Genomic DNA, 23,633 nt, shown 5'->3' with positions numbered 1-23,633 from the left:
AGGTGGCGTGGCCGGCCTCAGGAGCTGAGGCGGCCCACGAGTTCGGCGGCGCGCTCGGCGGGGATCAGCACGACGTCGCGTGAGCCGTACCGGGGAAGGGGCGCCTCGGCGGCGAGTTGCTCGTCGGTGACGGGGTGCAGGGCGTCCTCCCCGATCGCCCACACCTCCCAGTCGTGGGCGCGCAGCTCGACGAGCAGCCAGCGCAGGTCGGGAACGTTCCTGAGCACCTCGAGCACGATCGTGGGGCGCCCTGCGAGGATCTGCGGCCACGCGGCCCTCAGGACCTTCGCCTCGTAGCCCTCGATGTCGAGCTTGAGCAGGTCGACGCCGCCGATCAGGTCGGTGATCCTGACCGTGGGCACGCTGATCGTGCGGGAGGCGGGCCTGTCGGTGATCCCCTCGCCGCCCTGTGCCAGGTAGGCCCCGGTGGGCGCCACGTACTGCTCCTGGTCGGGGAGGGCCAGTTCGAGCGAGTCAGGGGCGTCGTCGTCGACCACGGCGGCCTGCACGACCTTGACGTTGTCGAGGGAGTTGGCCGCCACGTTGCGCTCGACGATCGCGGCCGACTCCGGGTTGGCCTCGACGGCCACGTAGGCGGCCGGACGCGCCGCACTCGCGCCCTGCACGGTGTAGTAGCCGATGTTGGCGCCGAGTTCGAGGACGCTGCTCGCGCCGCCGCACAACCGCCGCCAGCACTCGGTCTCCATGCCCTCGTAGCCGCGCTCGCCGTACCAGAAGAGCAGGCGGACCAGCCGCGACTCGACGGAGACCAGCCGGATCTCTGGATTGTCCGGCAGCGAGAAGTCGGTGAGAAAGTCGAGCGGCCGGTGGCGAAGAACTCTGACGACCTGCCCGAGCACCGCTCTGCTGGTTCCGTGTGACCGTGCGAAGGCGTTTCTGGCACGGAGTGTGGCGCTTCCCGGAATTATGCGCAGGGATCGCGACAGGGCTATTCGGGCCCTGACGCGGATGCGCAGGGAAAGGGGGAGCGATGAGGGCATGACTTCTCTCGGCTCGGCGCGAATAACGATAAAACGATACACCACGAAATGCATTGTCAAATGTCCAGAAGTGGACATTTTCAGCGTGCGGTGAGCCTCAGATCGAAGCTCACGTCGCTGGAGGCGACCTGGGCCTGGTGCACCTCCACGGCCAGCGTGTTCTGACCCGCCGACAGCAGCGCCGGCGCGATCGACAAGGTCTGCCAGACGTTCTCCGCGTCGCCCGAGACGGTGCTGGGCGCCAGGGTGGCGGAGGTGATGGTCCCGGCAGGCATGTTGCTTCTCATCACCTCCCGTCCGTTGAGGTGGACGACCGCCCCGTCGTCGCGCAGGACGCTCAGCGTGACCGCCTGCAGCGCGCCGGGGTCGGGCACCGTGAAGGTGTGACGGAAGTAGTAGGTGGTCCGTCCCGCGGTCAGGACGCGGCGCTCGTCGCCGTCGCCGAAGCCCAGTTGGGCCGGGCCCGACGGCCACGCCGAGTCGTCGTGCGCCGGCTGCGACCAGGCGGTGCCCAGGTCGGCGCCGCTGTCGTCGTAGCGCCACGTCGACCCCTGGGCGATCAGCGGGATGTCCGGGCTGGGCGGGCGCAGGGGGAACTCGGTGTAGTAGGGCCTCGACTGGCCGTTGAGCTGGGAGTACGCGCCGCCCGCGCGCAGCGCGTCAGGGCCCGCGTCCAGGGCGAATATCTGCCCGTTGGCCGTGGGCGCGAAGTCGGGATCGACGGCGCCGGTGGCGGCGTCCACGGCCGCGAAGTCGCATCGCGTGAAGCCGGAGAAGTCAGGGCAGAAGTGGCCCCCCGCGTAGACCCGGCCGTCACGGACGGCCACGGACTCCACGTCCCCGTCGGCGAGCCGCTCCCAGCGGCGGGCGCCTGTGCCGAGGTGGTAGGCGGCGAGCCTGCCCCCTGGGCCTGCGATGGAGGCGTAGGCGCTGTCGCCCTCGACAGCCAGGTCGGTGACGATGCACTGGTTGCTCGGGACCATGCAACCCGGCGGCGGCTGCCAGCCGGTCACGGCCCCTGACGCGGCGTCGAGGCTGCCCAGGTAGTTGCGCGTGGTGCCGCCGAGAGTGGTGAACAACCCGCCCACCAGGAGCGCCCCGCCGTCAGGACGGGCGGCGAGCGTGTAGACGGTGGCATTGGCCGCCGAGACCCAGCCTGCGCGCAGAGCGCCGCCGGTTGTGTCGATGGCGGCCAGGCGGGTGCGGGCCTGACCGGCGACGGAGGTGAACTGCCCGCCCGCGTAGAGCGTGGAGCCGATGACGGCCAGCGCGCGCACCGAGCCGTTGGCGGCGGGGTTCCAGCCCCCGATCACCGCGCCCGAGGCCTGGTCGAGCGCCACGAGGCGGGCGCGGCTCTGGCCCGCCACCGTCGTGAAGTCGCCGCCCGCGAAGACCCTGCCGCCGCCCACCGCCAGCGCCCTGACCGATCCGTTCGCCGCGGGAGCCCACGACCTGACGAGGTCGCCGGTGGCCGCGTCGAGCATCGCGATGCGGCCGCGGGCGACGGATTCGCCGGTCACGGGGTTGCGCAGGCTGGTGAAATCGCCGGCGATCACGACCCGGTCCCCGGTGTGCGCGATGGCGGACACTCTCGCGTTGGGCAGCCAGTTGTTCTTCGGCTGGGTGGAGTAATCCGCCGCGCGGGCGGGCGAGGCCGAAACCAGAACGACAGGTGCGGCGAGTAAGAGAGCCCCGAGGAATGTTCGGATGTGCATGATTCCCCCACGCGGCATGTTGCCGTTAATTATGCGAGGAAAGCGGTGGCCAGCTATTCATCTGTCCCGTTGTGATGGAAGCGCAATGACGTCGGCGGAGGGTGAATGCCGCTCCCGTCGCCTGCGGACCGCGCTGCTCGCCGCCCCCGCGCCGACCAGCAGGAGCAGGAGCGCTCCCGCGCCGGCGAGCCACGCGAGGGGCAGGTCGGACCCGCCGGGCTCGCTCTCCTGAGCCGCGGGGGCGCTCGTCATGGGCCCCGGGGTGTTGGCGGGCGTCGCGACCAGGCTCTCCGGCAGGGGCAGGGAGAAGACGGAGCTGCCCTTGCCCTCGCTGCCGGCGAGCAGGGACCTGCCGTCCGCGCTGATCGCCAGAGACTCGCCCTGCGGCTGCTGCGGGGCGGGAATCGTCTCGAGCAGCTTGCCGGTGATGTCGGCGAACACCCGGATCTTGTTGTAGCCGCGGATGAACATCAGGCCGTCGGCGTTGAGCGCCCCGTCGGAGACCACGTGCGGGAGGGGGCCGAGGTGTTCCAGCCGGTTGTTCACATCGGGCACCAGCGCGGACGGCGCGCCGTAGATCGCACCGCCCGAGGGGCCCTTGGTGATGAGGTAGAGGTTCCCGGTCTGCGGGTGGACCAGGATGCTCTCCGCGTCGTGCGCGCCATCGGGATAGACCAGCTGGTAGCGCTGGGCGCTCACCTCGCCGTCGGCGAGGACCGTCGGCTCGGGGACGGCGAGCACGGTGACGCCGCCGCTCCTGCTCCCCTCGTTGTCGCCGATGTCGGCCAGGTACAGCATGGAGTTGCCGCGGACGTCCACCGCGCCGCCCATGGCCTCGGTGTCGACCGCCTCGGCTCCCTTGATGGAGATCGCCGCCCTGGTCCTGCCGTCGCGCCCTACCGCGTACAGCGTGGGCGGCCCCGCGCCGTCGTTGTGGGTCCAGACGACGCCGTCGTGAAGGCGGCTGGCGTACAGGCCACTCGATTCGGTGATGCGGTCGTCGGCGTAGGCGAACTCCTTGGTCCACGGCGCGGCGGTGGCGGTGGGCGAAGGGTCGAGGCGGCTCTCGGCGGCCGCGGGGGCGGAGGTGAGTGCCGCCACGACGACTGCCGCTAACGCCGACCTCGCAGGCAGGCTAGATCGCATGGGTCCCTCTTTCGGGATCGGTGTGACGTGCGCGCACCCTGTCGCGGATGATGCGCAGTCGCCACCATAGAAGCAAGCCCGAGACCATACCTCCGAGACCAATGCAATACGGGGCAAACACCGCCAGATCTGGGCGCAGGACGAGCAGGATGAGGACCGCCGCGAGGCCGACCGCCGTTTCGGCCCCACGCACCAGGAACACCAGCCGTGACTGCTTGTACGCGGTCGCCATCGAGGCCAACGGGAGGGTGGCGGAGAAGCTCACGGCGTAGACGGCCCAGCCCCCCACGCTGACGGCGTCGAGGGCGAACGCGCCACCGGTGATCAGCGGACCGAAGAAGCCGAGCGTGGCGATCGCCGCCACTCCGCACGCGCAGGAGACCCCCGCCAGGACGAGCGAGCCCACGAGCGCGTTACGGGGGCGCATCGGGATCCCGGCGTCGCGTTGCCTGACGAACGTGGGAAGCAGGTAACCGCCCGCTCCGGAGATCAGAGTGAGCGCGGGAGTCATCAGCAGCCTGGCCGCCTCGACGACCGCGAGAACCGTCCTGGAGGCGAAGGTGTCGATGGCGACGCGGGTCACCAGCAGGGCCAGGGGGCGCAGGCTCGACTGGGCCGAGCGCCAGGCGGCGAACGCGCTGAGCTCCCGCATGCCGGCCAGGCGGGGACGCACGAGCGCGTACTCCTGTCGCGGAAGCCGACGGAGGGTGACGGTGAGCGCGGCCAGGCACCCCACGCACATGGCCAGGAGAATGCCGTCCAGGTCGAACCCGCCCGTGACCAGGCGAAGGCCGCCGAGGAAGACCAGCGTGGTGATCACGTACGTCAGGTCGTTGGCCAGCAGCGCGCCGAACTCGAGCCTGGCGTGCAGCACGCGTCTGAAGGTCTCCTGGGCCAGCCACAGCGTGATGAGCACGGCGAAGAGCGCCACGCCCGCGGGGCCCGTGAGCCGCAGGACGAGGGCGAGCGCCACCCCGGCGGCCGAGCCGGCCGTCGCGAAGAACAGCGCGGAGGCGACGAGGGAGGAGCGAAGCGCCGGATCGAAACGGTCCAGGACGTTGAGCGAGTCGCCCACCCACGAGGTGTAGACGGTCGTCGCGGTCACCAGGATCGCCGACAGCAGCGCGAAGGCGCCGAGGGCGACGGGCCCGATGAAACGGACCGCGACCAGTTGCAGGACGAGGCTGCCGAGCGCGGTCACGGCCTGGGAGGCCACCGAGCCACCCGCGGAGGCGGCGAGTCTGCGAACGCGGGCCATCGCCGCGCGCGGGGACGCCACGGTCAGTGCTGACTGCTGGAGGAGCCGGTCCCCGCGTCGACGGACACGCCGTTCTCGCCCGGTTTGTTCCTGGCGACGTAGCCGAGCAGCTTGTCCCTGTCGTAGACCGCGGTGACGTCGTCCTCCTGCTCTTCGTCCGAGGAGGGGGTGGGGGCAGGGGGCGGAGTGGCGGTGGGGGGTGTCTTCGAGGTGCGCTGGCGCTGGCCGGTCCCCGTGGTCACCCGCTGCGCGGTCGCGATCGGATTGGTGGCCCGCAGGAAGGCGATCACGATGGCGAGAAGCAGGCCCACCGCGAGCCCGATGCCGGCGTTCTTCGGCGCCTGGCTGGGCGTGACCCTGAGCGGGTTGGCCTGGTCGACGAAGCGCACTCCGGAGCCGTACTGCGCCAGGTCGATGGCCGCGTCGCCCTCCTTGAGCTGGAGCTGGACGAGAGCCTCGCCCAGGGTGACGGCGGTCGTGCTCCTGGCGGGGGCGCGCTTGAGCTCGGCCTCGATCCTGGCGCGGGTGCTGCGGACGCTCTTGAGCAGCTTCTGCTGCTCGCGCTGGGCGTCGGCCTCGGTGAGCATCTGGTAGGCGGCCACCACGGCGTTGGCGATCTGGGCGGCGGACCGGTCGGTCTTCGCGGTGACGGTGACCTCGACGATGCCACCGTTGGTGCCGGGCTTGGCCTCCACGGCCTTCCTGAGGTCCTCCAGCCCGATCTGCATGGCCTGCTCGGCCGCGAGCAGCTGCCTGGCCTTGTCGAGGACACCGGCTGATTCGGTGAAGGCGGCGCGCTGGCTGGTGTAGGCGATGTAACTGCTGTCGGAGGAGACGCCCTGGCGGAGGAAGGTGGTGCTGCGAGGGTCGGTCACGGCGAACTTCGCGGTCGCCTCGACGCTGGTGAAGACGTAGACGGTGGCCAGCCCCCCGGCCAACCCCGCCAGCACGATGAGCAGGAGCGAAGACCACTTGTACCGCCATAAGGCTTCGAGGAGCCCGACCTCGCGGTCCTCGTTGCTTCTCTCTGTCACCACGAAGCCCGCTCTCCCCGCCCTCGTCCATCTTCACGTAATGAAGCGGCCTAGGGGCGATTCTAACCACGAGGCAAGTTACCGAAAATGGCCGTTCTGACCTCCTCCTGATATCGAGCGAGGCTGTACCGGGATAATGCCTCAGACTGGCCTTTCGTCGCTATTGTCTGAGCCAGCGCCCAGTCATTCAGCAGGGTTTCGATCGCGTCCGCCAGGGCGGCCTCGTCCTTCGGCGGCACGAGCAGCCCTGTCTCCCCGTGCGTGATGATCTCGTTGAGTCCCTGGACGTCGCAGGCCACCACCGGGCGGCCCGCCATCATGCCCTCGACCGCCACCAGGCCGAAGGACTCGCCGTGCGAGGGCACGAGCACGATGTCGGCCTCGGCGAGGTGCTGGTCGACGCAGTCGCTGAACCCGGCGAAGGTGACGTTCGGACCCGCCTGCGCGCGCAGTTCGCGCTCGAACCATTCGTAGCCGGGAAAGACGTCCCCCACGACCACGAGCGACACCTCACGACCGCGCCGGGCCAGGAGAGCCGCGGCGCGCACGGCGACGTCGCTGCCCTTGCGCGGTGACAGCCTGCCGACCATGACCAGCGCGCCGCGCGGTGCCCTGGCGAGCGGGGTGGGCACGGGCGGGGCGACGGCGTTGTGAACGGTGACCGTGCGGGCACGCGGCGCTCCGTCGGCCACGATCCGCGCGTGGCAGCTCGCGCTGTTGGCGATGGTGACGTGGGCCAGCCGCGTGGGCAGGCTCAGCGCCCGCCTCATGGGGGACGGCAGCTGGTCCTCCGCCTCATGGACGTGGCAGACGACGCGGGCCAGCCCCGCGAGCCTGCCCGCCGCTGCCCACCAGGGAAGGGTGAGGGTGTTGACGTACAGGACGTCGGGCCTTCTCCTTCGCAGGAAGGTGACCATCGCGGGCATCCTCGTGGCCAGGAGCGCCGCCAGCCTGATCAGCCCTGCCGGGGACAGATAGGCCTTGCGCAGGACCGGAACGTCGAGCACGACCACCTCGGCCCCCGCGTCGCGGAGCCGGTCGCACAGCGGGCCCTCGGCGGGCACCGTGACGACGACCTCCGCGTGCCCTGTGAGCGCCCGGACGGATTCCAGCAGCATGCGGTCCGAGCCGTACAGATCCGGCGACGGATGAGCCAGCACCACGCGTTTCATACTCTTGATGTCCCCGGCCTTTGATTAGTGTTTAGGCTGGCACGCCTATTTTGTCATCCTCGATGGCTTATGAAGGGGAACAATGCGTATTGCCATGATTGGCACCCGAGGTGTGCCCGCGCGGTACGGCGGGTTCGAGACCGCGATCGAGGAGATCGGCTCACGTCTGGTCGCCGCAGGTCATGAGGTGCGGGTGTACTGCCGGGGGGCGGAGAGCCCGCAGGGTGAGTACAAGGGCATGCGGCTGGTCCATCTGCCCGCCGTACGGCACAAGGCGCTGGAGACCCTCAGCCACACCACCCTGTCCGTCGCGCACCTGCTGTTCAGGCGGACCGACGTGGCGCTGGTCTTCAACGCGGCGAACGCGCCCCTGCTCCCTCTCATCAAGCTGGCGCGCATCCCGGTCGCCACACATGTGGACGGCCTGGAGTGGAAGCGTGCGAAATGGAACGGTACAGGCAGGCGCTACTACCTCGCGGCCGAGCGGCTGGCCGTGCGCTGGTCGCGCCAGATCATCGCCGACGCGGTGGCCATCCAGCACTACTACAGGGACCGCTACGGCGCGCCGAGCGTCATGATCCCGTACGGCGCGCCCATCCAGGACGACTGCGACGCCGGGCTGTTAGCCCGCGAGGGATACCAGGTCGGCGGCTTCCACCTGGTGGTGGCGAGGTTCGAGCCAGAGAACCACGTCGATCTGATCGTCGAAGGCTACACAAGGAGTTCGGCCAAGCTGCCCCTGGTGGTCGTGGGATCGGCGCCCTACGCCGAGGAGTACAGCAGGCGCATCTCGGCGCTCGCCGAGAAGGACGAGCGGGTCAGGCTGGTCGGCGGGGTCTGGGACCAGGACCTGCTCGACGCCCTGTACGCCGGATGCGCCAGCTATCTGCACGGGCACTCGGTCGGCGGCACCAACCCTTCGCTCCTGCGCGCCATGGGCGCGGGCGCCCCCGTCGTGGCGTTCGACGTGGTCTTCAACCATGAGGTCCTCGGTGACAGCGGCGTCTTCTTCGCCGGCCCCGACGACCTGGCGGCGGCGGTGGAGGAGGCCGAGGCGTCGCCGTCCCACGCTCGCGAGCGGGGCGACAGCGGAAGGGAACGTGCCAGGACGCACTACACATGGGACGACGTCGCGGCGCGCTACGAGCGGCTCTGCCATGACCTCGAGGCGGGCGCGTGAGCGGAAGGTTCGTCCGCTATCCACCAGGCCGCGGCAACGTCTGGATCCCGGTGGACGACGCGCGGTCCTGCGCCGCCGGCCTGTCACTGCTGACCTTCTCCAGACCGATGCCGCTGACCGCGCAGCGGATCCTGCACGCCGGCGCCCGCCTGGCGGGACCGTGGATCCTTCCCGGCCGCCGCGAGCGGTGGGACGCCGAGCCATGGCTGCCGGTGCTCAAGAGCGCGGAGGAGGCGATCGGCCCCTTCGACGGCTACGCGGTCTACCACCGGCCCCAGGCCTCCCGCGAGGGCGCGGCGCTCCTGCTGCTCAGGTCGGGTCGGCCGGTGGGCTTCCTCAAGGCACGCGCGCGGGCACGTGAGGTCGAGCGCGAGGCCGAGGTCCTCCAGATGCTGGCGGGAGGCCGAAGGCCGGGGTTCCGCGTGCCGGAGCTCATGGGCACGGGCTCGGCGGACGGCATGGCCTGGCTGGTCATGTCGCCGATGGAACCGATCCCCTGCAGGCCCGCGAGGAACGTTCCCGCGGCCGAGGTGGCGGCCCAGATCACCAGCCTGCTGGCCGGGCTGCCGCGTCCCGAGGGGGTCGCCGCCCACTGGGAGCCGATGCACGGCGACCTGACCCCGTGGAACCTGCGGATGACCAGGGGCCCGGTGCCGTGGCTGATCGACTGGGAGGACGCGGGCCATGGTCCGCCCGGTGCCGACGAGGTCTACTACCTGGCCACCAGGGCCGCGGTCTTCGGCGGAGCGGTCACACCGACGGATCACCTGGAGGCCGCCGACTACTGGCGGGCCGTGGTGATCGCCCGCCAGGCCGACGACAGAGGGCTCACCGACCGCCTGCTGACGGCGCTCGACAGGCTCGGCGGCTAGCGCGCCCGCGCCCGGCCTCGCCCGCCCGCGCCCGCTCGCGCGGCGGAGGTCTCAGGGAGCGGTCCAGTCGGGGAACGTCCTGCCCAGCATCCGTTCCAGTTCGGCGTTGTGCGGAGCGAAGTGCTCGGCCAGCCTGGCCCGCACCTGATCTGGCATGTCCGACTTGGGGGCGGGGTTCCACACCCGTCCAGCCGAGGGGAGAGGGGCGGAGGGCAGGCCGAGGAAGGCCGCGGCGCCGTCGCAGGCCTTCTGCGGGTCCTGGTAGAACTCCTCGCTGGTCAGGATGTGGAACCGGGAGAGGGGGAACCGCTCGAACCAGCGGCGCAGGCAGCGGGCGTACTCGCTCTGCGCGACGTAGGACTGGTGCTCGTGCGCGTAGCTGGAGTAGGCGGGGTCCGTGACGAGACGCTCCTCCTCGCCCTCGGTCCTCTGCTTCTCGGCCTCGAGCGCCGCCTCGAAGTCGAGCGGCTCGGTCGCGCTGCGGACCCGCTCCCGGTAGTGGGAGAAGGTCCGCTCGACGGGATCACGCAGGATGAGGAGGATGCGCGCGTCAGGCAGATCCTTCGCCGCCCGCTCGGCGGCCAGCGGGTGGTGAAGGTAGTAGGGCGAGCCCTCACCTGTGACGACGGGCCCGCCTGATTTGCGGGCGGCCCTCGCGCGGGTGAGTCGGCTGGGCAGGTGCGAGCGGTACCACCGCAACCCGCGACCGTAATTCGAGTCGAAGAAATGCACGCCCTTGGTGTGATTCGACTTGGGAATCAGACCTGCCGCGGGAAAGAGCGGAACGACGCGAGGATGTTCGAGCAGCGCATAGTAGAAAGAAGTCGAACCGCCGCGTTTCGCCCCGATCAGCAGGAAGTCGGGGTCTGGCCGGAGGCCGGCGGTGGCCATGCCGTACAGGCGGAACCCGGCGCGTCCCGCCTCGATTAACGGTTCGGGCAGCAGATCTCGCATCCCCATAAAACAGGCCCTCTCCCTACATTTCGCCGCCGGCGTTACCGTCGTATGCTGACACACGCAGCGCGATCGAACGGTCCAAAACGGGGTGCCAGGTGGAGACAGCGCGTCACCGTCGATCGCGTCCGGCCTGGTGGCCGACGCTCGCGCCGATGGCGCTCATCCTGGCGAGCGAGTACAAGCTCAGGTCCAGGGGGATCGGCGAGGCGATCAGCGGTGGGGTGGACACCCAGATCCTCGTCGAGATCGGCGTCTACGGCCTCGTCGCGGTCTATCTCTACCGCAGGTTCGGCATCAGGTCGCCGCGTCGCACGGCTTCGATCGCCCTCGTGCTGGCGTGGATCTTCGCGCTCTACGTGGCCATGTCCGTGATGTGGACGCCCTATCCGCAGTTCGCGGTCGTCCGCGCGGCTCAACTCCTGGTGACAGCCAGTGTCTGCCAGGTCGTCGCCACCAGGGCGACCAGGGAGGACCTGCACAGGCTCGCCCACGCCTTCATCGGCCTGGTCGTGGTCTCGGTGGGGATCGGCGTGGCGATGCCTCTGCAGCGGACGCCGAACACCCAGGACCGCTTCAACTGGCTGTACGTCCATCCCGTGACGGCCGGGATCTTCCTCGGGATCGCGCTGCTGCTGGCCGTCGCCTTCCTGCTGCCAGGAGGGCCTCCTCGGCGCTGGCGCAAGGGCTTCTACCTGATCGCTGTGGGTGTGACAGGGGCGGCGCTGATCGCGACAGGCACTCGTGGCGCGGCGGCGGGGTGCGTGGTGGGCCTGGCCGTGCTGCTGCTGTGCTCCCGAGGCCCGCGGGGCAGGGCGGAGATGCTGCTGTTCGCGATTCCCGTCGGCGCGCTGGCCGTGCTCGCCTTTCCCGACGAGATCATCGCGTTCGCCACGAGAGGGGAGTCCGCCGAGCAGCTGGAGTCGCTGAACTCCCGTACCGACCTGTGGACACTGGCGCTGGACGCCGCCATGAAGCAGCCGCTCTTCGGCAACGGGATCTCCTCGGCCCGTGGCCTCTTCCTCGAAGAGATCGGGCTCGGCGGCGGGCACAACGCGTTCGTCAACATCCTGGTCGAGGGCGGGATCGTGGGTGTGGTGGCGTTCGCGGGGCTGTGCTTCGCCGTCATGGTCGTCCAGCTGTCGCTGACCCGGGTCAAGGAAGTGCGCGCGGAGGCGGCGCTGCTGCTCGGGCTCATGGCCTTCCTGCTCGTGGACGCGCTGACCGCCGAGATGATGGCGGCGAGCGCCAACGTGGCCTCCATCTGGCTGTTCCTGATCATCGCGTGGACTTGTGTGATCGCCGGTAAACCAGTGGGGCTGGAGAAGCGTCATGGTGACGATCGGACTCAAGTGATCGCGAGGGGCTAGATCTCGCAGCCGCCATAGAAGGACCGCATGGCCGCGCTGCGACCAAGGCGTGCGGTCCAGCCCTGAGGGGGGTACATGCGTAAACGACTCATGGCGGCGGGGATGGCCTGCTTAGGCCTCTCCATGCTGCTCGTTCCACCGATGTCGGCAGGCGCCGACACCACGCCCGCTCCAGGCGAGCCCGCCACGGTCACCGCCGACGCGCTGCCGACCTGGCAGACCGACGGCGTCGTGCTGGCGATGGAGATCGTCAACGGCGTCGCCTACGTGGGCGGCAACTTCGACCACGTCAGGCCGCCGGGCGTGCCCCGAGGCGGCGCGGGAGAGGTGGCGCGCACCGGTCTCGCGGCCTTCGACGCCGCGACGGGAGCCCTGCTGCCCTGGGCGCCCGTCGCCACCGGCCCGATCTTCACCGACGACGTCGTGCAGACCGAGTGCGACAACCTCGGCAGCAACCAGTACCGCTGCGACACCGTCTGGGAGATCAAGGCCTCACCTGACGGTTCACGGCTCTACGTGGCGGGCGACTTCGGCAAGATCGGCACCGAGCGGCGGTACCGCATAGCGGCCTTCGACACCGCGACGGGAGCGCTGGACCCGGACTTCGCGCCCTCGCCCAACAGCCGGGTCAGGGCGCTGGCCGTCTCGGACACGACCGTCTTCGCCGGGGGTCATTTCACCGTCGTCAACGACGTCACCAGGACCAGGCTGGCCGCCTTCAACCGGGCGGACGGGGCGCTGCTGCCCTGGGCGCCGACCGCGGACAAGCGGGTCATGGCCATGGTGCTGTCTCCGAGCGGGACCAGGCTCATCGTGGGCGGCGACTTCAACAGGATCAACAACATCTGGCAGCACGGGCTGTCGGCCGTGAACGTCAGCAACGGCACCAAGGCGAGCTTCCTCAGCAACGACATCCCCTACAACAACTCCAACAGCCGCTCCTGGGTCACCGACCTGGTCACCGACGGCACCAGGGTGTTCGCCAGCGCCGACGGCGTCGGCACGTTCGACGGCCGGCTCGCGGTGAACCCGGAGACCGGCGCGCGCATCTGGATCAACAACTGTCTCGGCGCGACACAGTCGATCTCGGTGATGGACGGCGTGCTCTACAGCGGCTCGCACGCCCACCGCTGCGACATGCAGACCTACTACGAGGGCAACGGCTTCCCCGAGACCCGCCCGCACAGGCGCTTCCTCGCCGAACCCGCGGACACGGCCCAGGGGGTGAAGCAGAGGATCCTCCACTGGTTCCCCAACGCCCAGCCGGGGACGACCTACCCGTTCGTCCAGGGGCCGTGGACCATGGCCAACGACGGCACCCACCTGTGGGCGGGCGGTGACTTCACCCAGGTCAACGACGTTCCCCAGGAAGGCCTGACCAGGTTCACCACCCACGACGTCAGCCCCGACGTCACCGGTCCCGTGCAGACCAACTTCCAGGCGCCCACGGCGGTGGCCAACGGTGGCGGCAAGGTGACCATCACCTGGGGCGCGACCTGGGATCTGGACAACCGCAAGGTCCGCTACGAGGTGGTGCGCAGCGACGGGCAGGTGGCCTGCACCGCGGAAGCCAACAGCGTCTTCTGGACTCTGCCGAACCTGTCATGCGCGGACCTGGGCAGGGTTCCAGGATCGGTTTACAAGTATCGCGTTCGCGCGATAGACCCGCACAATAACCGCATTTCCAGCCCGAGCTCTCCCGACGTCACAGTGACCTGACAGACGGCCCATTTCCGCCCGGGTTGGATCGCCGATCCGGGCGGTACGGCACGCTGCCCTCCGGTGCCATCTACGTGGAAAAACGCGCCGGATTGTTACAAAATTCTACTAAATAGGGTCTCCTCGTCTTTGTAGCGCCATATTACGATTCGCATCCAGCGTGACCCGTGGGGGGCGCGTTATTCCCTGAGATGTAGGAAAAATCGTGATCAAAGCGCTTTTATCCAGGACCGCGATGGCGCTCATCGCGCTTCTCGCGGTGACACTGGTCATACCAGCGGCCCAAGCGGATATCGATCCCGAACAGGGGACCCCGGAGACCGTCAGCGCCGACGCCCTGCCCAACTGGCAGATCAACGGAGTCGTCTGGAAGATGGCGACCGTCGGCACCACCGTCTACGCCGTCGGCAGCTTCTCCAAGGCCCGCCCTCCCGGCACGAACCCGGGATCGGCCCAGGAGGTGAACAGGTCGAACATCCTGGCCTTCGACATCACCACGGGCAACCTGCTGCCGTTCAGCCCCGCCCTCAACGGCCAGGCGCGGACCGTCGCGGTCGCCCCCGACAAGTCCAAGATCTACGTCGGCGGAGACTTCACCACGGTGAACGGCCAGGCCCGCAACCGGGTGGCCGCCTTCGACGTGGCCACGGGAACGCTGGACGCCGCCTTCGCCCCCTCGGTAGGGAACGTCGTCCGAGCTCTGGCCGTCAGCAACACCACGGTGTACATCGGCGGAGCCTTCTTCAACGTCAACGGCTCGACGAGGTCACGCCTCGCTGCCGTCGCGCGGTCGAATGGCACGCTCCAAGCGTGGGCGCCGACCACTGACGACGAGGTGTTCGCCCTCCTGATGTCCCCCGACTCCAGCAGGGTCATCGTGGGCGGCAAGTTCCAGTCGCTCAACGGCGTCACCAGGGTCGGCATCGGCGCGCTCGATCCCGTCACCGCCGCCTCGCTGCCGTGGAGCAGCAACCCGATCCCCGCCCGCCAGGGGACCAACTACTCGATGACCTACGACCTGGTGACCGACGGGACCAACGTCTACGCGGCCGCCGACGGCGAGGGGTGGCACTGGTTCGACGGCCGCTTCGCGGTCGAACCGAACACGGGCGACCTGCTCTGGCTCGACAACTGCTACGGAGCCTCCTACGGGGTCTTCCCCATCGGACAGGCCCTCTACAGCGTGGGCCACGCACACGACTGCGTCTCGATCGGCGGCTTCCCCGAGGTCTCCCCGACGCGCTGGCAGCGGGCGCTCGCCACGACGATCTACCCCACCGGCAACGACCCCGCGCCGCCCTCCAACAACAGCCAGTACAGCGGCCAGCCCGTGCCGACGCTCCTGCACTGGTACCCCACGGTGAACGCCGGCAGCTACACGGGCATGAACCAGGGCGGCTGGGCGCTGACGGGCAACTCGCAGTACCTCGTCATGGGCGGCGAGTTCACCACGGTCAACGGCGCGCCGCAGCAGGGACTGACCCGCTTCGCCGTCAAGGCCGGCGCGCCCAAGGACTCAGGCCCCCTCGCCCTGCCCACGTTGACGCCGAGCGCCGTCTCGCTCAACGCGGGCACCGCCAGAGTGAGCTGGCAGGCCACCTGGGACCGCGACCAGGAGAAGCTGAAGTACCAGATCCTGCGCGACGGCGGCTCCACGCCGGTCGGCGAGGTGGAGTACAAGTCGAACTTCTGGACGCTGCCCTCGCTCGGCTTCATCGACACCGGTCTGGCCCCTGGATCGACCCACACCTACCGCATCCGTGCCGTCGACCCGTCGGGCAACACGGTAGGCAGCGGGACGTCGGCGCCGGTGACGATCTCGTCGTCCGGCTCCATGAGCGCCTACGCGCAGAAGGTCGTCGGCGACGGCGCCGCCCACTACTGGCGCCTCGGCGAGAGCAGCGGCGCGCTCGCCTACGACTACGCGGGCTTCCTCGACTCGACCCGCGAGGCAGGGGTGGGCCACGGCTCTCCCGGCGCGATCAACGGTGACACCGACGCCTCCTCGGCCTTCAACGGCACGGGCACGGGATTCACCAGGACCCTGTCCATGGAGAACGCGACGACCAGCTTCAGCATCGAAGCGTGGATCAGGACCGGTTCCACCAGCGGCGGCAAGATCGTCGGCTACGGCAACGCGGCGACCGGCGACAGCTCCAACTACGACCGCCACGTCTACATGGACAACGCGGGACGCGTGTGGTTCGGCGTGTATCCGGGCGGTGTCCGCACGGTCAACAGCTCCGCGGCCTACAACGACGGGCAGTGGCACCACATCGTCGCCACGCAGGGCTCGGGCGGCATCGCGCTGTACGTCGACGGGCGCAGGGTGGCGCAGGACGCCGGCACGACGGGCGCCCAGCCGTACGGCGGATACTGGCGCGTCGGCGGCGACAACCTGAACGGCTGGCCGGCCCAGCCCACCAGCCGCTACCTGGCCGGTGACATCGACGAGGTGGCGATCTACCCGTCCGCCCTGTCCCTGACCAAGGTCAACGAGCACTTCGTCGCCAGCGGCAGGACGAGCACCCTTCCGCCGAGGCCCACCGACGACTACGGCAGATCGGTCTACGACGACGAGCCGAGCCTGTACTGGCGTCTCGGCGAGGCGAGCGGAACGGTGGCCGCCGACTCCAGCCAGACCGGCACGCCCGGGACCTACACCGCCACCGGCGTCACCTACGGGCAGCCCGGCGCGATCACCGGAACCGGCAACCCCGCGATCGCGGTCAACGGCGGCAGGGTGATCTCGACCGCGCCCGTCTCCAACCCGACCACCTACTCCGCCGAGCTGTGGTTCAAGACCACCACCACGAGCGGCGGCAAGCTCGTCGGCTTCGGCAACGCCGCCAGCGGCACCAGCGGGAACTACGACCGCCACGTCTACATGGGCAACGACGGCAAGCTCACCTTCGGCACCTACACCGGCGCGTTCAACCTGATCACCACGCCGACCGCCTACAACGACGGCCAGTGGCACCACGTGGTCGCCACGCAGGGCTCGGGCGGCATGACGCTGTACGTCGACGGCGCCGCTGTCGGCACCCACCCGCAGACCAGCGCCGAAGGCTACACGGGTTACTGGCGAGTCGGCGGCGACAACCTCAACGCCTGGCCCGCCAGGCCGTCCAGCGACGACTTCGCGGGCACGCTCGACGAGGTGGCGATCTACTCCGCCACGCTGAGCGCCGCCCAGGTGTCCGAACATTGGCAGAAGGGCTCGGGCTCGGGTCCTGCCAACCAGCCGCCCACGGCCTCCTTCACCGTGTCGTGCGAAGACCTGGAGTGCGCGTTCGACGGCACCGCCTCCGACGACCCCGACGGCACCGTGGAGGGCTACGCGTGGAACTTTGGCGACGGGCAGAGCGGCACAGGGGCCAACGCGACGCACACCTACCAGGCCGCAGGTGACTACACGGTCACGCTGACCGTCACCGACGACGACAGCGCCACGGGCCAGAGCGGTCAGGTGGCGGTGCCCCGCCCGCCGGACAACCCGCCGTCCGTCCTCGCCGCGGACGCCTTCTCCCGTACGGTCAGCGGCTCGCTCGGCAACGCCGACACGGGCGGAGCCTGGAGCCTCCTCGGAGGCAGCGCGAACTTCTCCGTGAACGGCAACGCGGCCAAGATCAACCTTCCGGCGACCACCGCGGGCCCCCGCGCCTTCCTCGACTCGGTGTCGAGCACGGACACCGACCTCACGTTCAAGGTGTCGGCGGACAAGACGGGAACCGGCAACGGCACCTACATCTGGGCCGTCGGCAGGCGGGTGAGCGGCCAGGGCGAGTACCGCGCCAGAGTGCGGCTGCTGCCCACAGGGGTGGCGCTGGCGCTCACCAGGATCACCGCGCCGAACACCGACAACCTGCTGACCACCGAGCAGCTGATCCCCGGCCTGTCCTACGCGGCGGGGGATGTGCTCAGGATCCGGCTGCAGGTCACCGGCACCTCGCCCACGACGATCTCGGCGAAGGTCTGGAACCAGGCGGCGGCCGAGCCTGCGGGGTGGCAGGCCACGGTGACGGACGCCACGGCAGGCATGCAGGCGCCTGGAGGGGTGGGCCTGGCCTCGTACCTCTCGGGCACGGCCACCAACCCGCCGGTCCTGCTGACCGTGGACGACTTCTCCGCCACGAGCACGGCATCGGGACCCACGGCCGCCTTCACGGCCGCGTGCACCGCCCTGGCGTGCTCGGTCGACGCCACGGCCTCGACCCCCGGCTCCGCGCCCATCGACTCCTACACCTGGAGCTTCGCCGACGGCCAGGCCGGCAGCGGGGTCACCGCCCAGCACACCTACGCCCAGGCGGGCACCTACCGCATCACCCTCACGGTGACAGGAACGGACGACCGCACCAGCGTCTCCACACAGACGGTGACCGTTCCCTGATCATCTGATCCGACGCGTACGGCTCGCGGCTCCCCCGCGGAGTCGCGAGCCGTACGCACCCCAGCGACCGGAGGGGTCCTTGCACACGGAACAACTCACGATCGAGGGAGCCCACGTTCACTCCCCGACCGTCCACGAGGACGACAGAGGCGTCTTCCTGGAGTGGTTCAGGGGGGACAACCTGAGCGGCGCGGCCGGTCATCACCTGCGCCTCGCGCAGGCCAACTGCTCGGTGTCCCGCGCGGGGGTGCTCAGGGGCATCCACTTCGCGGCGGTGCCCCCCGGGCAGGCGAAGTACGTCACGTGCGTGGCGGGGGAGGTGCTCGACGTGGTGGTGGACGTTCGGGTCGGCTCGCCGACCTTCGGCCGCTGGGAGGCGGTCGCTCTCGACGAGCGCTCCCGGCGGTCGCTCTACCTCGCCGAGGGGCTCGGGCACGCCTTCATGGCGCTGAGCGAGCGGGCCACCGTCGTGTATCTCTGCTCCGAGCCGTATGCGCCCGGCCGGGAGCACGGGATCCACCCCCTCGACCCCGACCTCGGCATCGCGTGGCCCGACGGGGTCGAGCCCCTGCTCTCACCGAAGGACGCCGCCGCGCCCTCGCTGGCCCAGGCCGCCGAGCAGGGTCTGCTCCCTTCGTATGACGACTGCATGGCCTACTACGCCAAGCTCGGCTCCGCATGACATCGGCCCGCAGAGGGTGATCCTCTGCGGGCCGAAGGTCCGTGCTCTAGCCGATGCGCCAGGTGTCGCCGCCCATCAGCAGGTCGCTCAGGTCGCCAGGGCCCTTCTGCGCCACGGCCTCCTCGAGCTGCTCGGCCATCAGCGTGTCGTAGGCGGGCCGCTCGACCTGCCGGAAGATCCCGATCGGCACGTGCTCGAAGGCGGGCTCGTCCAGGCGCGACAGCGCGAACGCCACCGAGGGGTCGGGGTTGTGCGCGTCGTGGACCAGGACGCGGTCGCCCGCCTCAGCCAGCGGCACCACGTCGAGCCCGCCGTTCGCCGCCCTGACCACGGCCTTGGACGCGCTCGCGATCGGCTGGCCGTGCTCGAGGCGCAACGTGATGTCGTCGCGGATCTCCGGGTCCTTCAGCTGCTCGAAGGCGTTGTCGTTGAAGATGTTGCAGTTCTGGTAGATCTCCACCAGTGACGTGCCCCTGTGCGCCGTGGCCTCGCGCAGCACCGACTGCAGGTGCTTGCGGTCGGAGTCGATCGTGCGGGCCACGAAGGACGCCTCGGCACCCAGCGCCAGCGAGATCGGGTTGAACGGCTTGTCCAGCGAGCCCATCGGGGTCGACTTGGTGATCTTGCCGATCTCGGAGGTGGGGGAGTACTGGCCCTTGGTCAGACCGTAGATCCTGTTGTTGAACAGCAGGATGTTGAGGTTGACGTTGCGGCGCAGCGCGTGGATCAGGTGGTTGCCGCCGATCGACAGCGCGTCGCCGTCACCCGTGATCACCCACACGCTCAGGTCGGGCCTGGAGGAGGCCAGCCCCGTCGCGATCGCGGGGGCGCGACCGTGGATGGAGTGGAAGCCGTAGGTGTCGAGGTAGTAAGGGAACCGGCTGGAGCAGCCGATGCCCGAGACGAACACGATGTTCTCGCGACGCAGGCCCAGCTCGGGCAGGAAGCTCTGCACCGCGGCCAGGATGGCGTAGTCGCCGCAGCCGGGGCACCAGCGGACCTCCTGGTCGGACTTGAAGTCCTTGAGGGTCTGCTTGGCATCGGTCTTCGGGACGAGGGCCAGGCCCTTGCCGTTCAGGGTCTCACTCACTGTCGATCACGTCCTGGATGACTCCGGCCAGCTCCTCGGCCTTGAACGGGAGCCCGCGCACGCGGTTGTAGCTGATGATGTCGACCAGGAACTTCGCGCGCAGCAGCAGCGCCAGCTGGCCGAGGTTGATCTCGGGCAGGAGCACCTTGTCGTAGCTCTTGAGCACCTCGCCGGTGTTGGCCGGCAGGGGGTTCAGGTGGCGCAGGTGGGCCTGGGCGACCTTGCCGCCCGACTTCCTGATCCTTCGTACGGCTGCCGCGATGGGACCGTAGGTCGAGCCCCAGCCCAGGACCAGCACCCTGGCGTCGCCCTCGGGGTCGTCGACCTCGAGGTCGGGCACGTCGATGCCGTCGATCTTGGACTGGCGGAGCCTGACCATGAGGTCGTGGTTGTTCGGGTCGTAGGAGATGTTGCCCGAGCCGTTGGCCTTCTCGATGCCGCCGATGCGGTGCTCGAGGCCCGCCGTACCGGGGATGGCCCACGGCCGCGACAGCGTCTCGGGGTCACGGACGTAGGGGTGGAACTCCTCGTCGGTCTTGACCGCGAACTCGGTGGAGATGTCGGGAAGGTCGGAGACCTCCGGCAGGCGCCACGGCTCGGAGCCGTTGGCGAGGTAGCCGTCGGACAGCAGGTAGACCGGCGTGCGGTACTTCACCGCGATGCGCGCGGCCTCGATCGCCGCGTCGAAGCAGTCGCTCGGCGTGCTCGGCGCCACGATCGGCACCGGCGACTCGCCGTTGCGGCCGAACATCGCCATCAGCAGGTCGGTCTGCTCGGTCTTGGTCGGCATGCCGGTCGAAGGGCCTGCCCGCTGCACGTCCACCAGGATCAGCGGCAGCTCGGTCATGACGGCGAGGCCGATCGTCTCGGCCTTCAGCGCCACACCGGGGCCGCTGGTCGTGGTCACGCCCAGCGCGCCGCCGAACGCCGCGCCGAGAGCCGCGCCGACGCCCGCGATCTCGTCCTCCGCCTGGAAGGTGCGGATGCCGAACCGCTTGTGCCTGGACAGCTCGTGCAGGATGTCGGAGGCCGGCGTGATGGGGTACGACCCGAGGAAGAGCGGCAGCTTCGACTGGACGCTCGCCGCGATCAGGCCGTAGGCCAGCGCCTGGTTGCCCGAGATGTTGCGGTAGACGCCAGGGGCCAGCTGGGCCGGTTTGACCTCGTAGGACACCGAGAAGGACTCGGTCGTCTCGCCGTAGTTCCAGCCCGCCTGGAAGGCCGCGATGTTGGCCTTGGCGATCTCGGGCTTCTTGGCGAACTTCTGCTCGAGGAAGCTGATCGTGTGCTCGGTCGGCCGGTGGTAGAGCCAGCTCAGCAGCCCGAGGGCGAACATGTTCTTGGAGCGCTCGGCGTCCTTCTTCGACAGGTCGAAGCCCTCGAGGGCCGTCACCGTCAGCGAGGTCAGCGGCACCGCGTGGAGGCGCCACTCGCGCAGCGAGTCGTCCTCGAGCGGGTTGGCGTCGTAGCCGACCTTCTGGAGGTTGCGCTTGGTGAACTCGTCGGTGTTGGCGATGATGTCGGCGCCCTTGGGCAGGTCGCCCAGGTTGGCCTTCAGCGCCGCCGGGTTCATCGCGACCAGGACGTCCGGCGCGTCGCCTGGCGTCAGGATGTCGTGGTCGGCGAAGTGCAGCTGGAAACTCGAGACGCCGGGCAGGGTTCCTGCGGGCGCGCGAATCTCGGCGGGGAAGTTGGGGAGCGTGGACAGGTCGTTGCCGAACTCCGCCGTCCCTGCCGTGAAGCGGTCGCCGGTGAGCTGCATGCCGTCACCGGAGTCGCCGGCGAACCGGATGACCACTCGGTCGAGTTGCTGAACCTGCTTAGTCACAGCGAAGTCCTCCTCGACTGCGCTCGTGGCACGTTCTCGTATTCCATGCTAAGTCCTCGGGGGTCACACGTTTCCGTGACACCCGTCACGGGTAAACGCGGTGAAAGTCAGGCCGACGCGAGAGAACGGGAGGGGCGACACAGCCCTGCCGCGAGCCGGCACAGGTCAACGTGCAGGCGGGCGAAGAGGACGGTTCGGGTCACGGTGCCTAACTATATGTCCCCGGCAAGGCTTACCTACGTCAGGGGCCGCTTACCCGACGTGTACGTGTGTCCTGCCTGCATCCCCGCCGAGCCGTACAGCTCGGGGACCGTCACGAACGTGTAGCCCTTCTCGGCCAGCTGCCGCAGGATCGCGGGCAGCGCCTGGACCGTGGTGCGGTGCACGTCGTGCATCAGGATGATCGCCCCAGGATGCGCGCCCGCGACCGCCCTCCGCACCACCGCCGCCGGGTTCCTTTCGTGCCCGTCCCTGGTGTCGACGTCCCAGTTCACCAGGGAGAGCCCGAGCCTGCGGGCGATCGTGGCCACCTGCTTGTTCGCCGCCCCGTACGGCGGGCGGAGCAGCGTGGGCGCCTGTCCGAGCTCGGCGCTGATCACGCTCTGCGCCCTGGCGACGGCGTCAGTGATCTTGCTGCTCGACAGCTTCGTCAGGTCCCGATGCGACCAGGTGTGGTTGGCGACCAGGTGGCCCTGCTCCCGCATGTCGGTCACCAGCTCGGGATTGGCCGCCACGTTCGTGCCCACGGTGAAGAACGTCGCCCGCGCGCCCGCCCTCTTCAGCTGCTCCAGCAGCTCGCCCGTGAAGGGCCCAGGGCCATCGTCGAAGGTCAGCGCCACGCACTTGTCCTTCTCGCAGTCCACGCCTCCCGCCCTGCTGCTCGTGGCCGGTGGGCTGGTGACCGGGGTCCCGCTGACGGCCGGCGAAGGAGTCGCCTCCTTCGCCGCCTCGCGCGCCCGCCGTCCCGTCTCCGTCAGCAGCGGCTCCGCCTGCTCTTCCGGTACGGCGACCGCCACCCTGCCCAGCGCGCCAGGACCCACCTGGTAGTCGTCGAACTCCACCACGAGATCGCCCGCGGGGTTGAAGGCCATGGAGTCGAACAGCTCGGGGTTGGGCCGCACGGCGTCGTAGCTGACCTCGGAGCCGCGCTTCCTCAGCTCCTCGCGGACGATCGTGGTCAGCGGGTACAGGCTCGTGACCAGGCCGGGGGAGTCGACGACCTGCTGGGAGGAGCGGTCGTACCAGACGGTGCGGAGAGAGTTGGCCCAGGCGGCGCCCGCGAACTCGCCGGTGCGCAGCCGTACGCCCACGATGTCGTCGTCGGCGGCGGTCAGCTGCCAGTCCACGTTGAGCTCGGGGCGAGGGTGGGAACCCTCGGAGACGGTGGATCCGATGAAGCGGCGGAGCTGGGTCTGCGCGAGAGCGCCGAGCTTGCGGTTGAGGTCGGGGGCGTCTTTCAGCTGGGGGTAGACGATGTGCACATCCCTGTCGCCGGCGTCACCTGCGGTGAGTGTCCTGGTGGTCAGCTCTTCGACGAGCGAGGGGTCGACAAAGCTGATCATTGTGGGCTCGGCGGGGATGGTGAGTCCCCGCTCGGGGGAGGCGGTGGCCATGCCGCAGCCGGTGGAGACAGCGGCGACAAGCGCGATTCCTCCGAAGAATCGCCGTTTGTGCATGGAGGTCAGGTTATGGCCGTTCAAACCCGCTTTGCCATGGTTTGGGGTTATGAGGACAGAGGCTTTGGTTGGGGTTACGATCAGCACATGGGTGGCTACTTCGGCTCCTACGCGCTGGTTTTCGTGCTGCTCGTCATCGGGGTGGGCATCGTCGCGGGAGCCCTGACGGCCAACCGCCTGCTCCGCCCTTCCCGGCCCACGGTGGAGAAACTGACCACGTACGAGTGCGGCGTCGACCCTGTGGGCGAGGGGTGGGCGCAGTCGCAGATCAGGTACTACGTGTTCACGTACCTGTATGTGGTGTTCGCGGTCGACGCGGTGTTCCTGTTCCCCTGGGCGACGGTGTTCGCGGCACCCGGGTACGGGATGACGACGCTGGTCGAGATGTTCGTGTTCCTGGGGTTCATCGCGCTGGGCATCCTGTACGCCTGGAAGAAACGCGTCCTCACCTGGACCTGACCCCTACACCCTCCGCACCACCCCAACCCTTCGCCTTGGTCGGCCCTTCGCCTGGATCGGCCCTGGCGATCTCCCGAAACGCCCTCT

Annotated in this window: 17 protein-coding genes; 7 read left to right on the top strand and 10 right to left on the bottom strand. The window is 69.5% G+C overall.

Translation table 11 applies throughout. The features are described from left to right. Positions 1 to 17: 17 nt before the first annotated feature. The 6 genes from ABFX50_RS12295 to ABFX50_RS12270 all read right to left on the bottom strand — a co-directional run bounded on the left by ABFX50_RS12295 (position 18) and on the right by ABFX50_RS12270 (position 7,326). Positions 18 to 860, bottom strand: coding sequence for an FkbM family methyltransferase (locus ABFX50_RS12295; protein ID WP_346145965.1), 843 nt, complete (start codon positions 858 to 860; stop codon positions 18 to 20). Positions 861 to 1,081: 221 nt separating this feature from the next. Next, entirely contained in the window at positions 1,082 to 2,716 is a 1,635-nt protein-coding gene (locus ABFX50_RS12290; protein WP_346145963.1) for a PQQ-binding-like beta-propeller repeat protein, read from the bottom strand. 57 nt (positions 2,717 to 2,773) lie between these two features. Further along, positions 2,774 to 3,862 carry a hypothetical protein gene (locus ABFX50_RS12285; RefSeq protein ID WP_346145961.1) on the bottom strand — a complete coding sequence of 363 codons (1,089 nt, stop codon included), beginning with the start codon at positions 3,860 to 3,862 and terminating at the stop codon, positions 2,774 to 2,776. Then, positions 3,852 to 5,141, bottom strand: coding sequence for an MATE family efflux transporter (locus tag ABFX50_RS12280; RefSeq protein ID WP_346145959.1), 1,290 nt, complete (start codon positions 5,139 to 5,141; stop codon positions 3,852 to 3,854). Before ABFX50_RS12280 ends, ABFX50_RS12285 begins: the two co-directional genes overlap by 11 nt. 2 nt (positions 5,142 to 5,143) lie before the next feature. Continuing rightward, positions 5,144 to 6,154, bottom strand: a complete 1,011-nt coding sequence (locus ABFX50_RS12275) for a GumC domain-containing protein (protein WP_346145958.1) — start codon at positions 6,152 to 6,154, stop codon at positions 5,144 to 5,146. A gap of 62 nt (positions 6,155 to 6,216) precedes the next feature. Continuing rightward, on the bottom strand, positions 6,217 to 7,326 hold the full coding sequence (locus ABFX50_RS12270; RefSeq protein WP_346145956.1) for a glycosyltransferase family 4 protein: 1,110 nt from the start codon (positions 7,324 to 7,326) through the stop codon (positions 6,217 to 6,219). Between the two features lie 94 nt (positions 7,327 to 7,420). Here ABFX50_RS12270 and ABFX50_RS12265 point away from each other — a divergent pair, with 94 nt between their 5' ends. Next, a complete protein-coding gene (locus ABFX50_RS12265; RefSeq protein ID WP_346145954.1) occupies positions 7,421 to 8,506 on the top strand; it encodes a DUF1972 domain-containing protein in 1,086 nt (361 codons plus the stop codon). Then, positions 8,503 to 9,378, top strand: coding sequence for a phosphotransferase (locus tag ABFX50_RS12260; RefSeq protein WP_346145952.1), 876 nt, complete (start codon positions 8,503 to 8,505; stop codon positions 9,376 to 9,378). The genes ABFX50_RS12265 and ABFX50_RS12260 overlap by 4 nt, the downstream gene beginning before the upstream one ends. Positions 9,379 to 9,429: 51 nt before the next feature. Here the strand turns inward: ABFX50_RS12260 and ABFX50_RS12255 are convergent, their stop codons facing one another. After that, the gene (locus ABFX50_RS12255; protein WP_346145950.1) at positions 9,430 to 10,338 is read right to left on the bottom strand and encodes a sulfotransferase; all 909 of its coding nucleotides are present in this window, start codon (positions 10,336 to 10,338) and stop codon (positions 9,430 to 9,432) included. A gap of 149 nt (positions 10,339 to 10,487) precedes the next feature. Here ABFX50_RS12255 and ABFX50_RS12250 point away from each other — a divergent pair, with 149 nt between their 5' ends. The 4 genes from ABFX50_RS12250 to rfbC all read left to right on the top strand — a co-directional run bounded on the left by ABFX50_RS12250 (position 10,488) and on the right by rfbC (position 18,493). After that, positions 10,488 to 11,702 (top strand): O-antigen ligase family protein, encoded by a 1,215-nt coding sequence (locus ABFX50_RS12250; protein ID WP_346145948.1) that lies wholly within the window; start codon positions 10,488 to 10,490, stop codon positions 11,700 to 11,702. Positions 11,703 to 11,777: 75 nt separating this feature from the next. Next, positions 11,778 to 13,421, top strand: a complete 1,644-nt coding sequence (locus ABFX50_RS12245; RefSeq protein ID WP_346145946.1) for a PQQ-binding-like beta-propeller repeat protein — start codon at positions 11,778 to 11,780, stop codon at positions 13,419 to 13,421. A gap of 205 nt (positions 13,422 to 13,626) precedes the next feature. Next, positions 13,627 to 17,811, top strand: a complete 4,185-nt coding sequence (locus tag ABFX50_RS12240) for a LamG-like jellyroll fold domain-containing protein (protein ID WP_346145944.1) — start codon at positions 13,627 to 13,629, stop codon at positions 17,809 to 17,811. Between the two features lie 79 nt (positions 17,812 to 17,890). Next, positions 17,891 to 18,493 carry a dTDP-4-dehydrorhamnose 3,5-epimerase gene (rfbC, locus tag ABFX50_RS12235; RefSeq protein WP_346145942.1) on the top strand — a complete coding sequence of 201 codons (603 nt, stop codon included), beginning with the start codon at positions 17,891 to 17,893 and terminating at the stop codon, positions 18,491 to 18,493. A 46-nt stretch (positions 18,494 to 18,539) separates the two neighbouring features. On the opposite strand, the gene ABFX50_RS12230 is transcribed toward rfbC, so the two are convergent. The 3 genes from ABFX50_RS12230 to ABFX50_RS12220 all read right to left on the bottom strand — a co-directional run bounded on the left by ABFX50_RS12230 (position 18,540) and on the right by ABFX50_RS12220 (position 23,087). Further along, a complete protein-coding gene (locus ABFX50_RS12230) occupies positions 18,540 to 19,583 on the bottom strand; it encodes a 2-oxoacid:ferredoxin oxidoreductase subunit beta (protein WP_346126702.1) in 1,044 nt (347 codons plus the stop codon). After that, positions 19,576 to 21,411: a 2-oxoacid:acceptor oxidoreductase subunit alpha gene (locus ABFX50_RS12225; RefSeq protein WP_346145939.1), complete on the bottom strand. Its 1,836-nt coding sequence runs from the start codon at positions 21,409 to 21,411 to the stop codon at positions 19,576 to 19,578. Before ABFX50_RS12225 ends, ABFX50_RS12230 begins: the two co-directional genes overlap by 8 nt. Positions 21,412 to 21,647: 236 nt before the next feature. After that, complete coding sequence (locus tag ABFX50_RS12220; protein WP_346145937.1) at positions 21,648 to 23,087, bottom strand: polysaccharide deacetylase family protein; 1,440 nt, start codon at positions 23,085 to 23,087, stop codon at positions 21,648 to 21,650. 87 nt (positions 23,088 to 23,174) lie between these two features. On the opposite strand from ABFX50_RS12220, the gene ABFX50_RS12215 reads away from it, so the two are divergent. Then, positions 23,175 to 23,546, top strand: coding sequence for an NADH-quinone oxidoreductase subunit A (locus ABFX50_RS12215; RefSeq protein ID WP_346145935.1), 372 nt, complete (start codon positions 23,175 to 23,177; stop codon positions 23,544 to 23,546). Positions 23,547 to 23,633 lie beyond the last annotated feature (87 nt).

It is taken from the genome of Nonomuraea recticatena (assembly GCF_039533245.1).
In the GTDB taxonomy this organism is placed as follows: Bacteria; Actinomycetota; Actinomycetes; order Streptosporangiales; family Streptosporangiaceae; genus Nonomuraea; species Nonomuraea roseola.
The sequence above is the reverse complement of the archived record's forward strand: the minus strand, read 5'-3'. Positions and strand labels throughout refer to the sequence as shown.

Coding starts and splice junctions, on each gene's coding strand:
- ABFX50_RS12290 (WP_346145963.1), bottom strand. CDS start 2,716: ATGCACATCCGAACATTCCTCGGGGCTCTCTTACTCGCCGCACCTGTC.
- ABFX50_RS12245 (WP_346145946.1), top strand. CDS start 11,778: ATGCGTAAACGACTCATGGCGGCGGGGATGGCCTGCTTAGGCCTCTCC.
- ABFX50_RS12220 (WP_346145937.1), bottom strand. CDS start 23,087: ATGCACAAACGGCGATTCTTCGGAGGAATCGCGCTTGTCGCCGCTGTC.
- ABFX50_RS12285 (WP_346145961.1), bottom strand. CDS start 3,862: ATGCGATCTAGCCTGCCTGCGAGGTCGGCGTTAGCGGCAGTCGTCGTG.
- ABFX50_RS12270 (WP_346145956.1), bottom strand. CDS start 7,326: ATGAAACGCGTGGTGCTGGCTCATCCGTCGCCGGATCTGTACGGCTCG.
- ABFX50_RS12265 (WP_346145954.1), top strand. CDS start 7,421: ATGATTGGCACCCGAGGTGTGCCCGCGCGGTACGGCGGGTTCGAGACC.
- ABFX50_RS12250 (WP_346145948.1), top strand. CDS start 10,488: ATGGCGCTCATCCTGGCGAGCGAGTACAAGCTCAGGTCCAGGGGGATC.
- ABFX50_RS12215 (WP_346145935.1), top strand. CDS start 23,175: ATGGGTGGCTACTTCGGCTCCTACGCGCTGGTTTTCGTGCTGCTCGTC.
- ABFX50_RS12255 (WP_346145950.1), bottom strand. CDS start 10,338: ATGGGGATGCGAGATCTGCTGCCCGAACCGTTAATCGAGGCGGGACGC.